This is a genomic window from Klebsiella sp. GG_Kp146 (assembly GCF_040061975.1).
Lineage (GTDB): Bacteria > Pseudomonadota > Gammaproteobacteria > Enterobacterales > Enterobacteriaceae > Klebsiella > Klebsiella quasipneumoniae.
Genome location: NZ_JBEAHA010000007.1, coordinates 36,271 through 49,174, shown reverse-complemented (window position 1 = coordinate 49,174; position 12,904 = coordinate 36,271). Strand labels below are relative to the sequence as shown.

Here is a 12,904-nt window from a genome sequence, read left to right as displayed (position 1 = left end):
GAAGTTAAACGGTTGAAAATATAGGTGGTGGAAACAAAAAATTGCATTTACTTTGATCTAGATCAATTTTATGCCTTTCAGGTGGTAATCACCATTTACATAGCAAAACAAAGATTGAAATAACAACGTTTAAGTGATGATAAGCTGATTCTGAACTTATGGAATTACCCAGGGAACTGTTCATTACTTTTCAGGAGCGTTTTTATGGTCATTGCAACTCGTAAGCCTCTGTGCAACAAACGCTGGGCCGCCAGCCCGGCCTCTCAGGATCTTCAGTTGACCCAGCTGCGTCACCCCTGGGTCGCCACCACAGCCAGCTGCAAAAGTAAAAAAGGCTGGAAGCGCCGCGGTTAACGGCTAATGCACTTCCCCTGACACCACGCCCCGGTCGTGTTAATGCCACGACCGGGGTTTTGCTGCGATCGGTGTTCTGCGCGAAGGTCACACCGGGCGCAGGCAGTAGCCTGAGGCGGTATTCTCCACGCTGGCGAATCCCGGCAGGCCAAGATGCATACCGGCGACGAGCCACCGCTCGCTGGCGGCCTGGCGCAGGAGACTTTCCCGTGTACGCCGGGCCTGGTCAGGATCGACGTCAAAGGCCACCGATGCCTCTGGCCGGGCGCTCTGGATCGAGGGAAAGTGGACGATATCCCCCCAGATCAGCAGCGACGTTCCGCCCGCCTCGAGGCGATATCCGGTATGCCCCGGCGTATGGCCGGGCAGGGGACATGGTCGGATTCCGGCGATCCGCTCTGCTTCATCGATAGCACGAATTTGCGTCGCGCAGATCGCCATTACGCGCCGGACGAGCAGCACGTTGCGTTGTGCACGCTCGCTGGCGTTGTCCAGTGTCGACGGCGCCAGCCAGTAAGCGCTTTCCCGCGAGGGCAGGAACACCGTGGCGTTGGGATAAGCCGGTGTACCGGCGGCGGTCAGCAGGCCGCCGATATGGTCCGGGTGGGCGTGGGTGAGGAGGATGGTGTCAATGTCCTCAGGGCGCACGCCGAGCAGCGCCAGATTGGCGATAAGCGCGCCGCCGACGCCGTTGGCCCCGCCGGTGCCGGTATCCACCAGCACCGTGTGACCGCGTCCGCGGATCAAGTAAGCGCCGATCTCGATGGTTTCCGGCGAGATTAACCCGGCCTGGCGCTGCAGACGCGCCGCCTCTTCAGGGGCGATCCCCGCCAGTAACGTCAGCGGCGCCGTCATCTGGCCATCACTGATGGCGCTTATCGTCAGGTCGCCTGCTGTCAGGGAATAAAAGGGAGCTGGTGTCATGTTGACCTCACGCTTGCTCCGCCGGGTGACGCAACCGGGCGGTAATGGGCTGATAGACAAAGACGGCGGCCGTGGCGGCGTGGTGATGCAGGTCGTCACGCGGGACGATGGCGGCATAGCGGGTATGCCGGGTGGCCAGACCGCCGGGCTGCAGGACGACCGGCGCAGCGACGGGCAGGGCTTCCGCGGTATCGCTCAGCAGCAGCACCTCGTCCGGAGCAACCTCCCGCAGCGCGTTAGTTGTGAGATAGAGATGGCGATGCCAGTCGGCGATCGCCGATTGCCAGCGGGCAAAATGACCGCCGCCGTTGCGGCGATAGGCGTCGCTGTCGATGACGGCGGCATCGCGGATATCGTGTAGCGCCAGGTAGCGAGGGCACCCCTCGCTGAGCGCGCAGAAGCGCTGGGAGGCATGAAAACCGGGCACTGAGACCAGCGCCGGCAATTTTTCCAGATTGTAAAAGGTATTCCACGCCGCTTCGCTTTGCGGGTCGGTGTAGGCGCATTCGACGACATAGAGCATAGTGACCTCGAGAGACAGATGATTCAGCGCATAAGGCGCTTCAGTGAATTTACTTCATCCTATCTGGCGAAAATGGCGCTGAAAAACGATGTTTATTCAAGACTCAGTGATATTCTGTCACTGACTTTCAGTCAGCCCGCACAAGGAGCATTGGCTATGCGTCGTAAAATTCCCAGCAGCGCTGCGCTACTGGCCTTTGAGGCCGCCGCCCGCCACGGCAACTTTGCCCGCGCGGCGGCGGAGCTCGCGTTAACGGAAGGGGCCATCAGCCGGCAGATCGCCCGTCTGGAAGCGCTCCTCGACAGCAAACTATTCGACAGAATCGGGAGCCGGGTACGGCTCAATCCGGCCGGCGCCCGCTATGCCAGACAGGTCCGCGAGATCCTCAGCAGGCTGGAGCGGGAAACCCTCGACGTCAGCGGGATGCCGGCCGATGGCCGCAGTCTGGAGATCGCCGTGCTCCCCACCTTCGCCAGCCGCTGGCTCATCCCCCGCCTCGGGCAGTTCACGGCGCAGCATCCGCATATCGTGGTCAATATCGCCGCTCGCAGCGACCCCTTCATTCTGCCGGGCAGCGGATTTGATGCGGCTATCCATTTTGATCACCCGGCGTGGACCGGAATGGATGTGACGTTTTTGTTTGCGGAGTATCTGCTGCCGGTCTGTCATGCTGCGCTGCTGACGGATAACGATCTCCCGGGGCTGCTGAACCGGCTGCCGCGCATTCATCGGCGGCAAAATCCGGATGCCTGGCTGCACTATGCCCGGGAGTATGGTCTGGCGCTGGATAACCCGGCGCAGGGGCCGCGCTATGATCTGCATGAGATGGCGATCGCTGCGGTACTCAGCCAGCAGGGCGTGGCCCTGGTGCCGAAGATGTATGTGGAGAGCGAGCTGCGTAACGGGACGCTGCTCGCCCCGTGGCCGGGCTCCCCGACGCTGGCCAAGCGCTTCTGCCTGATCAAACCCGGCGGCGGCGAGGGGGAGCCTGCGCTGCAGGCGTTTGAGCGCTGGCTGCAGACGACGATTGCGGCAGGTTAGCTTAAGGCGGGCCCGGGCGTACGCTGCGCCGCCCGCAGGCGGGCATATTTGCCGGGCGATGTCCCGGCATAGCGGGTAAAAGCCACGCTGAACGCGCTGGCCGAGCCATAGCCGAGGCGCTCGGCGATATCCGCCATGCTGATGCCCGGCTCTCCCAGCCACCGCATCGCCAGGGTCATGCGCCAGTTCAACAGATAGCCCATCGGGGTCATTCCGGTCAGGCCGGTAAAGCGTTCAAACAACGTCGAGCGAGACAGCGCGCAGTCGGCGGCCAGGGCGTTGACGGTCCAGCGTCTGGCGGGGGCCTCATGCAGCAGACGGATTGCCTGGGCGATCCGCGGGTCGCTCAGGCCGCGCACCAGGCCTGGGGTGGCGAGTGTTTCGCAGGAGCGGATGGCCTCGATAAACAGCAGCTCAACCATCCGCGCCAGAACGAAAGATTTACCTGCGCGATCCGCCTGGGCTTCCTCTTTTAGCAGTCCGACAAAGGTGGCCAGCCGCGGCTGGTCGCGAACCACCACCAGGGCGGGCAGCAGCGAGGTCAGCAGGCTGGCGTTATCCGAATCGGCAGCGCAGTGGCCAATCAGCGCCAGCATCTCCGCCGGCTGGTCGAGGGCTCCCAGGCGAAAGTGTTCCTCCGCCAGTTTCACCGGGGTGGTCTCCAGCGCCGGTGAAGGCGGCGGGGTCAGGCTGGTAAGCGCGAAGCGGTACGCCGCCGGGATCAGCATAAAATCCCCGGCGCGCAGGGTCTGCGGCGGATGCTGGTCTATTTCCAGCCGACAGCCTCCTTCCAGCACCACGCCATAGAACGACATGCCCTGGTCCGAGCGAATGACGCGCCATTCTCCCGCCCCCTCAATGGTTTTGGTCAGCACCGCTCTGAGATTTAGCATCGCAATGATTTCCGCCAGCGGGTCGCTCATTTCCGGACTCCTGCTAAAGAATGATGGATTATTGACCCTATATCGTCCGGAGCGGGCTGTCTATGATGAAAAGGAAGAAGCCAATCTGAGACAGAGAGATGCAAACAATTATGATCACCGGCTGTTCATCGGGTTTTGGCCTGGAGACGGCGCGTTATTTTCTTGAACAGGGCTGGAAGGTTATCGCCACGATGCGGGTTCTGCGAGAGGATCTGTTGCCAGCCAGCGACCGTCTGCGGCTGGTGCGCCTTGACGTCACCTCAGCGCAGAGTATCGCCGAGGCGATTGCCGAGGCCGGAGAGATTGACGTTCTGGTCAATAACGCCGGAGTGGGGATGCTCAACGCCCTGGAGGGGGCGTCGCACGAGGCGATAGCGAACCTGTTTGCCACCAATACTCTTGGGACTATCGCCATGACCCAGGCGGTACTTCCCCGGTTCAGAGCGCGCCGTAGCGGGACGATCGTGAATATCACCTCGGCGGTCACCCTACAGCCGATGCCCCTGCTGGCGGTCTATACCGCGAGTAAGGCGGCGGTGAACGCCTTCACGGCATACCTGGCGCTGGAGCTGCGGCCCTTCAATATTCGCGTCGGGGTGATCCTGCCGGGACGCGATCCCCAGACCCGCTTCGGGGAAAACGCGCGTCGAACGATGGGCCAGCTCCCGGAGAGCTATGCGGCGCTCGGCCAGCAGATCCTCGACAGCATCCAGGAAAACGCCAGCGTGACGCGGGCTGTCGATGTGGCTCAGGCCGTCTGGCGAATGGTGAACGATCCTGATGCCCCTTCGCGGCTGCCGGCAGGGGAAGATGCCCTGGCGATGGCGCAGGCCAGTCTTCGCCGTGTCTGAAGGCAATATGCGGGTTTTGTCTGTCAGACGGTAGGTGCGCAAGCTGCCGCTGCGCTTTATGGCCGGGGAATATTATCCCTGTCAGGATCGCATGGATAATATTAGCGGGTTATACGAAATAACGGTCAGGCGGCGCTTACTGATGTAAATCAGGATAGCAATGTATTTCATGGTGCGTTTTCGCCGCTTATTCTGGATATGTGCGAACCGGCCGCCATATTATGACATGAACAATGGCTCAGGTCTTTTATATGTAATTTCTCAATGTAATTCGGGCGTTAATCTTAAAAAGTTAGTCTGGCCCGGTCGGGGCTGGACTTTCTTTATTCTGCTGTGGCATGGTTTCATCCCTGTTGTACCGCGCGCTCGCTTTTTTACGCCAGGGAATAGTTTTCAGTATGGAATATTGTTGTTGCGAAGCCACCGCTTCCGCCTTGCGTCCAGACGGCTTCATTCTCTCGTCTGACAAAATATTGGCAGTTTATTTGTTTTATTCTGCTTATCGTCTTTTTCAGCATTACGCAGTCACTCCCGATCTGAACCGAGATGCCGCTGAATTCAAACTGAACGTACTCCGGCAGTACGCGAATACGAACGGGATTTTCTTGCACATTTATTGCTGAGTGACTGCTTTTCCGGGCGTTAAATAAAAGACCACCGTTCTGCATTACTCAGTGCGCTTTGGGTTCTTTTAGGAGGACAGCGAGGGCGGTAGCGTGCGTAAAACCGGCGGGGGGACAGGGCTGCTACGGTGCGGGACGGCGGAGGGTAACGAATGAAGGACCTTGGGATGGATGTTAATGCCAGAAAAGATGGAGTGAAGCGATGAGGAATAGGCTGATAAACGATGCAACCAGTTTGGTAAAGCAACTGCCAGGGCATTCACGCTACTGGATGGACGTTCATGCCTGTACTGAGTTTCTTGATGTGCTGAACTTCCGTTCGGTGGAATCCCTCAGTCAGCCCTGGCGGTATGACGTGGCGGTTACCTGCTCCTCTAAAGATATTGTCTGTGAGTCGTTATTGCTGAAACCGGCGTCATTTACTTTCCAGACCCCGATGTTTGACGGGACACCAGCTCTGCCGGTACGGACGGTTTTTGGCGTAGTGGAGTCCTTTCGCCGCGTTTCCACCTCGAATGATGAGACCCGTTATGCACTGACGATCGTTCCCCGTATTGCCCTTCTGGACTATACGAAAGGAAGCGCGATCTACCTCAACCAGTCGGTCACTGAAGTGGTTGAACAGGTGCTGCGTAAACACGGGCTGGAAGGGCCTGATTTTGAGTTCCGGCTCACCCGGGAATACCCATCCCGGGAGCTCATCACCCAGTGGCGGGAAACCGATCTTGAGTTTATCCAGCGCCTGCTGGCGGAAGTGGGCATTTACTGGCGCTATGAAATGGATGGCCGTCTTGAACAGGACGTGGTGATTTTCCAGGACAGCCAGGAGCAGTATGAGTTTGGCGTCACGCTGCCGTTACGCAACCAGGCCGGGATGAGTGACAGCGGGCAGGAGAGCATCTGGGATATTCAGGCTGCATACAATGTTGTGAGCGGAAGGGTGGCCACCCGGGACTACAACTACCGGGAAGCGCTGACGCCGCAGGACAGTACGGAAAGTATCAGCAGTCAGGAAGGGATCACCGCCGGGGAAACGTACCATTACGCGGAACCCTTCCTGACGGCGGGTGATACGGAAAGTACAGAGTCCGGGGCATACTTCGCCCGCCTGCGTCACGAACGCATTCTGAACGCGCAGTATCGCGTCAGCGGGCATTCCTCCAGCCCTCTTCTGGCTCCGGGTCAGGTACTGGAAACGGACGGAACGCTTCCCGATGCCGTCAGGGAAGGCATCGTCATCACCACGGTGCGCACCAGCGGTTCGCGCAAAAGTAGCTTTACGCTGACGTTTGAGGGTATCCCCTACAGTGAAACCGTCTGTTATCGTCCGGCACTGCTCAATCGCCCGGTGATATCCGGCTCGCTGCCTGCCCGGGTGGAAAGCACACAGAGAGGCGACACCTGTTCCTGGCTCGATCCGGAAGGACGCTACCGGGTAAAACTGGACTTTGACCGCAACAGTTCTGAACAGGGTTATGCCTGTGTGTGGCTGCGGCTGGCGAAACCGTATGCCGGTGATACGTACGGATTCCACTCCCCGCTTATCGACGGAACGGAAGTGGCCGTCGTATTTGACGGCGGAGATCCGGATCGTCCCTACATCGCTTATGTCCTGCATGATTCAGAACATCCGGACCCTGTCACCAGTGACAATCATACGCGGAACGTGTGGCGTACCCCGGCGAACAATAAGCTGCGGATGGAGGATAAGCGCCAGGAAGAGCATATCAAGCTCGCGACGGAATACGGCAAAACGCAGCTGAACCTGGGACACCTGGTCAACAGCCAGCGTGAAAAGCGCGGGGCCGGTTTTGAACTGCGAACGGATGAGCATGGCGCAGTACGTGCGGCAAAAGGGCTGTTCCTGACGGCCGATGCCCAGGCCAAAGCCCGGGGCCCGGTGCTGGAAATGGCCCCTGCCATCAACCAGATTAACCAGGCCAACAGCCAGATGCAGGCGCTGAACAGCGCTGCTGTTGCCGCCGGAGCGCTGGTCTGCGACATCAATACCCAGATTAGTTTTGTGACCGACAAAATCAAAGACCTCCAGTCTTCGGTCCTGCTGGGTAGTGCTCCTCAGGGGGTGGCACTGACCTCAGGTGAACATCTTCAGCTCAGCAGCACCCGCAATACCATGATCAATGCCGGTCAACATCTTGATATCGGTGCGATGAAGCAGCTGTCTGTGACGGTGGAAAAAGCGTTAGGACTGTTTGTCCATAAAGATGGGGCAAAGCTGGTTGCCAACCAGGGAGATATCGAGATTCAGGCTCAGCACAACACGATGGGACTTCTGGCAAAGCAGCAGGTGGCGATAACCTGCAGTGAGGATGGGATTTCCATCAGCACGCCGGAAACGCTGACGCTGAATGGCGGCGGATCGTATATGAAGCTGAGTAAAAACGGCATTGAGCATGGTTCTGAGGGGATGATGGTGATGAAAGTGGCGAATTATCTGGTTCCCCGTACCGGGGCATCATTGAAAGGTGTCACGGAGACCTTCAGGGAAACCACACTGGAACGGGTTCCTCCCCTGCGGCGCGGAAGGATTTCAAGGTAAGAAACTCATATGAAAATCAGTTATCCCCTCAGGGACACCAGCGGTAAAGAATTTCGCTCACTGGAAGATGTTATGCGGCTTATCGACGGAGAAGCGCACGGGACCTGGCTGCTGGGGGCGAACGGATTGTGGCATGGCGGGATCCATATCAACGACATCTCTAATCCCTTTTCCGCCCTGAATCCGGATGCAGTCAATGCTGGCGACCCCGTTCCCCTCCAGTTTATGGCAGACGGTACTATTGTGGCGTACCGGTTAAACAACGAGTACCTGACAGCCCCGTATTGTGGACAGCCGCTGCGTTACAGCAGCAGCTTTGTGCTGGTGAAGTCGCAGTGCCAGCCCGATCCGCAAAAGGAAAAAAGCTGGCTGGCGTTTTACAGCCTGTATATGCATCTGGCCCCGGTGTCTGATTATCCTTCATCTCCCTGCTATAAAGTCAGGGACGGGCACAGCGGCATAGTGTTACGTCAATATAAAGCCGGGCAAAACGGGTTGCCGGAGGGGGAGCCGGATAACGGTGAAGCCGGAACATATCCTGCCCCGGCGAAAACGAAAAAAAGCCTGAAGGCAGGCGATCGTTTTGTCTCCTCCCGGACGGGGCGTTTTTATGTCACGAAGAACGGAAACGCAACCCTGACAACCTTTGGCCTGGTTCGTTTACTGAAAGAAAATGTTCCGGGAAAAGAACAGTACTGGGTGACGCTGGATCCGGAGCTGATGGAGCCGGACGGCGAAATGCAGGGATTATTGCCGGAATGGATGCAGAAGGCAAAACAAAAAGGGGGGTTCGACTCTGTGGAGCTAACGGGCGAAACAGAAGAATGGAAGGTCAGCGCCGGAACGCCCGTCGGATTTATGGGATGTATGGAATCGCCGGGTGAGGGAAATAATCTCCTGGATAAAGAGTGGTTTGTGCATCTGGAAGTGCTGAGTACAGATCCAAACATGCCAGGATTTTTAGCCAACCCTGAAAAAGTGAAAGGTGATAAACGGTCCGTTTTGGCAGCAAAGGGAAGCGCCCTGTTTACCCGGCAGGATGTTACGGGACAGCCCGTCTTTACAGCGACATCAGCGCGACTGAGCGCACAGTGCCGGCTCCTCCGTGAGTCAGCAATGCCTGTCGCGGATGAAGCACAAAAATGGTGGTATAAGGTCAGCGGAAGCGGCTGGCTGCCGCAAAGTGATGTTGAAGAAGTAAGTCAGTATGATCTGTTAAAACTCGGGTTTCAGGCGCTGGAGGAAGACGGTAATAGTGACGTGATGAACAGCCCGTATGAGAGCTGGGTACCGGAGGCGTTTGGGGCGATAAGCCGTTCAGCAGAGCAGGAGGTCTCCTGGCAGTACGGACAGGTGCCACAATTTTATCGTGATCTGATGGCGGAGATGGACAGCAACCGCGACGGGAAAGTGACGACAGAGGAGATCAGACAGGCGCTGGCAGTTCGTGATCCGCTGGTGAAAGATGTGGTCAACCGTCTGGTGGTAAAACATCACAGCGAGTGGTGCGGTGGCCGTTCGACGGGGCGCTGGGAAGGGTTTTATAAGGATCTGGACTCGCTGGAAGTGAAATACTGTGAGAAATGGCAGGCGGACCTGGAGTGGATGAGCAAGGTGCCGCCGTTTGATAAGGATGAGGCGGTGTGGCATTTTCATCCGGTGGTGTTTTTAGATTCTCTGGCAGAGAAATTAGATCTAATTAATGTTGATGCTTTTATTTCTCAATATGAAAACGAACATGTTTCCTTTGCTCCGGGTACGCCGATTCTATCCCAAGGTTCAAAAAACAACTTGCGTAAAATTTTGGAAAGCATAAATGAATTTTGTCCTAACCATATGGAGTATAAGCCAAATTTATATGGTATTTCTTATATGCTAGCTACAGCGAGACATGAGACATATTACTTCCCAACAGGTGAGTATTTTAGTGAACAGCCAGAGGTAGGTGGGGTGAGTTATTTTGATAAATACGATCCAATTCTTGCAGTGACACAAGTATTAAAGAATAGAGCAATAGCTAACGGCAATATGCAGCAGGGCGATGGGTATAAATATCGAGGTAGAGGTTGTGTACATCTTACATGGAAAAACAATTATCAGAAAGCGAAAGATAAATTTGGTGTGGATTTTGTGAATCAACCAGAACTTGCGGCTGATTTTAAGCATGCTGTGCCAATTATGATTTGGGGTATGGAGGAAGGTATATTTACTGGGGAAAAACTTTCCACATATATGAATAATAATGGAATGGATTATGAGAGTGCGCGGCAAGTTATTAATGGCAGTGATCAAAAGGTTCTAATAGCTTCCTATGCTATAAAATTGCAATCTATTTTAGAAAGCACGTCCTCTATTCCCAATGGATATTGAATATGAATAAATGTATTTTTTTTATTGGTATTTTTTTTAGTGGATGTTCCATGCTTAGTTTTGCGGATGGCTCGGTAACTTATGGGTATGATCAATCAAATAATTTAATTTATGCAAAAAAAGACGGTAGGGAAAATGTATTAAAATTTAATGAGGATTATACAGGTAATCCATCCTACTTATTTGATTTTTTTTCAGGTTCCCCTGCCATTGTAGTTGATAGTAGATCTCTTCATGATTCTACCGTTTATGCCACATTGAAATATGATGGTAATAAATTTTTGATTGATTGTTTATATTTGAATGTAAAAAATAAAAAGAATGGAATCTTGGTTAAAGAGGGGGAGTGTAACTTAGATATGTCGCCAGTGGAAGGTTATGCTGATTTTATAGAGAAAAAAGTAAGCAAAACAAAATATGACATGGATTCAATAGATACAAACTTAATCTTAAATGGCAAAAAAAGTTATCTACCTATTGTTATTTATAATAGCAAAGATGAATTGGTATATCAATTTTATGGTGATAAGCAAGCATTACTGGATGACAATTATTCTGTTATTTATTTAAGTGAAAATGGTAGGTGCAAGGTTTTTGTGAATTCTCCATGGATTATATATAACAAGAATGACTCAGGGCGGGTAGAAATTATGAGTGAAGAAATTTCAGATGGCAAGATTGAACTAATCAAATCAGTCCCAAATATAGAAGATTCCAATAAATGCTCTGTATATCCTGCGATAAGTGTCATAAAACCTAAATCCTATTTTTATGATTCTTCGTTCGAAATAAAAAAATCTTACCTTGTTAAAGGAGATAAAGTTAATTTGCTATCTATAAGTGCAGATGGCAAATGGTGTAATGCAAGATATATTAATATTAAAAATATAGCTAGTGATAACATCATGTTGTGTGCGGATCTCAGTATTTAGTTTGTTCTCGCTGACTTTTTTACGTTAGCATCATGTGGACGGATGTTGCGCTACAGCAGCAGCTTTGTGCAGGTGAAGTCGCAGTGCCAGCCCGATCCGCAAAGGGAAAAAGTTGGCTGGCGTTTTACAGCCTGTATATGCATCTGGCCCCGGTATCTGATTATCCTTCATCTCCTTGTTATAAAGTCAGGGATGGACACGGTGGCATACTGTTACGCCAGTATAAAAACGGACAATACGGCTTACCGGAGGGGGAGCCGGATAACGGTGAAGCCGGGACATATTCTGCTCCGGAAAAACGAGAAAGAGCCTGAACGCAGGCGACCGTTTTGTTTTTTCCCGGACGGGGCGGTTTTACGTCACGAAGAATGGCAAAGCCACTCTGACAACATTTGGCCTGGTCCGTTTACTGAAAGATGACGTCCCGGGCAAAGAACAGTAGTGGGTAACGCTGGATCCGGAACTGATGGAGCCGGATGGTGAAATGTAGGCGCTGATGCTGGGGTGGATACAGAGGGCAAAACAAAAAGGCGCTTTTGACTCTGTGGCGCTAACTCCGACATAGTACGAGGGGGATTCAAGTTAGATGCTAATATGGAAGGTCAGCGCCGGAACGCCCGTCGGATTTATGGGCTGTACGGAGTCGCCGGGTGAAGGGAATCAGCTTGTGGACAGGGAGTGGTTTGTCCATCTGGAAGTGCTGAGTACAGATCCAAACATGCCAGGATTTTTAGCCAACCCTGAAAAAGTGAAAGGTGATAAACGGCCCGTTCTTTTTACTAATAAACATAATGAAATGAATCCGGATGATAAGAGAGACTTTGTCGAACAACCTGATCTAGTGATAAGTAATACTGAATATGGTGTAGAGTCAGCTTTTTCCTTTTGGGTAAGTAAAGGACTAAACAAAACTGCCAGAGCATTGAGTGTGCAAGAAGTCACGCAAATAGTTAATGGTGGGCAGAATGGTTACCCTGATCGCCTACAAAGGTTTAATGCAGTGGCCCCATTATTAAGAGTCGATAAGGAGTGATTTATGCGTGGCTTTATTTTTGGCTTATCTTTGTTGATTTCTTCTTTTTATGCACTAGCTAAAACCGACATAGTACAAGGGCCATTTAAGTTAGATGCTAATGATAGTGTTTATATTAAGAGGGAGGATGATGCTAATTATCCATTAGCGCTTTATTTCAAAGCTAATGGTAATAGTATCAAAGTGGAGTCTTATGAGGTCGATGGTGGTGAATCTCATGTGGAAACAATTTTTTTACTAAAATAAACAATAAAAAAATATAATTGTATTAATCTCATGGGAACAACGACACTCTGCGGGAAAAATAAATGGAACTGCGTATCAGGTTTATGGTTATAACTATAACCTTAATAGCCTTTCTATAAATCCTTCTATAAAAAAAGACCAGAATCTCAACGGCCTCAATGGAGAATTTAATGGTGAGGAGTTACATTTCAAATATAAAAATGCAACAGAAATCAAGACATATCTACAATCCCATTATAAATAATTCCGGAAAGCTTTGGTACGACTCGTTAAACTAAAGACACATCCAACTGACAACTAACCCTGTTAAGGAGAAATCTGTATCTCTGTCCGTAAAGAGGGAAATAAATTCTGAACGAATAAGAAACGGGATGCGGCTGAATTATTTTATGGGTTTAGAGCAATGCTCTCTTGAAAACTATAAAAATTAAGATGTGTATTTGAATTATTTATATAACGCCATAGTTACAACATATCCTGAACTAAAAGAAAACATAAAAAACACGCAAAGATCCTGGATTAAA

General features: G+C 52.5%; 11 protein-coding genes. 8 read left to right on the top strand and 3 right to left on the bottom strand.

Annotated features, from left to right (window positions below):
* Positions 1-204: 204 nt before the first annotated feature.
* The gene (locus ABLU95_RS09045; RefSeq protein ID WP_023289961.1) at positions 205-354 is read left to right on the top strand and encodes a hypothetical protein; all 150 of its coding nucleotides are present in this window, start codon (positions 205-207) and stop codon (positions 352-354) included.
* Positions 355-441: 87 nt separating this feature from the next.
* Here the strand turns inward: ABLU95_RS09045 and ABLU95_RS09040 are convergent, their stop codons facing one another.
* A complete protein-coding gene (locus ABLU95_RS09040; protein WP_086075945.1) occupies positions 442-1,278 on the bottom strand; it encodes an MBL fold metallo-hydrolase in 837 nt (278 codons plus the stop codon).
* A gap of 7 nt (positions 1,279-1,285) precedes the next feature.
* The gene (locus tag ABLU95_RS09035) at positions 1,286-1,801 is read right to left on the bottom strand and encodes a hypothetical protein (protein ID WP_023289959.1); all 516 of its coding nucleotides are present in this window, start codon (positions 1,799-1,801) and stop codon (positions 1,286-1,288) included.
* Between the two features lie 156 nt (positions 1,802-1,957).
* Between ABLU95_RS09035 and ABLU95_RS09030 the strand changes: the two genes are divergently transcribed.
* Entirely contained in the window at positions 1,958-2,842 is an 885-nt protein-coding gene (locus tag ABLU95_RS09030) for a LysR substrate-binding domain-containing protein (RefSeq protein WP_218810920.1), read from the top strand.
* Here the strand turns inward: ABLU95_RS09030 and ABLU95_RS09025 are convergent.
* The gene (locus tag ABLU95_RS09025) at positions 2,839-3,765 is read right to left on the bottom strand and encodes an AraC family transcriptional regulator (RefSeq protein ID WP_072420058.1); all 927 of its coding nucleotides are present in this window, start codon (positions 3,763-3,765) and stop codon (positions 2,839-2,841) included. The genes ABLU95_RS09030 and ABLU95_RS09025 overlap by 4 nt on opposite strands.
* Before the next feature lie 98 nt (positions 3,766-3,863).
* Between ABLU95_RS09025 and ABLU95_RS09020 the strand changes: the two genes are divergently transcribed.
* The 6 genes from ABLU95_RS09020 (at position 3,864) to ABLU95_RS08995 (ending at position 12,380) form a co-directional block, all read left to right on the top strand.
* Positions 3,864-4,616: an SDR family oxidoreductase gene (locus tag ABLU95_RS09020; protein ID WP_348879271.1), complete on the top strand. Its 753-nt coding sequence runs from the start codon at positions 3,864-3,866 to the stop codon at positions 4,614-4,616.
* Positions 4,617-5,441: 825 nt separating this feature from the next.
* Complete coding sequence (vgrG, locus tag ABLU95_RS09015) at positions 5,442-7,799, top strand: type VI secretion system tip protein VgrG (RefSeq protein WP_348879269.1); 2,358 nt, start codon at positions 5,442-5,444, stop codon at positions 7,797-7,799.
* A 9-nt stretch (positions 7,800-7,808) separates the two neighbouring features.
* Positions 7,809-10,169 carry a hypothetical protein gene (locus tag ABLU95_RS09010; protein WP_348879268.1) on the top strand — a complete coding sequence of 787 codons (2,361 nt, stop codon included), beginning with the start codon at positions 7,809-7,811 and terminating at the stop codon, positions 10,167-10,169.
* A gap of 2 nt (positions 10,170-10,171) precedes the next feature.
* The gene (locus ABLU95_RS09005) at positions 10,172-11,101 is read left to right on the top strand and encodes a hypothetical protein (protein WP_065881503.1); all 930 of its coding nucleotides are present in this window, start codon (positions 10,172-10,174) and stop codon (positions 11,099-11,101) included.
* 586 nt (positions 11,102-11,687) lie between these two features.
* Entirely contained in the window at positions 11,688-12,134 is a 447-nt protein-coding gene (locus ABLU95_RS09000) for a hypothetical protein (RefSeq protein WP_065881506.1), read from the top strand.
* Positions 12,135-12,137: 3 nt separating this feature from the next.
* A complete protein-coding gene (locus tag ABLU95_RS08995) occupies positions 12,138-12,380 on the top strand; it encodes a hypothetical protein (RefSeq protein WP_348879266.1) in 243 nt (80 codons plus the stop codon).
* Positions 12,381-12,904: the final 524 nt, after the last annotated feature.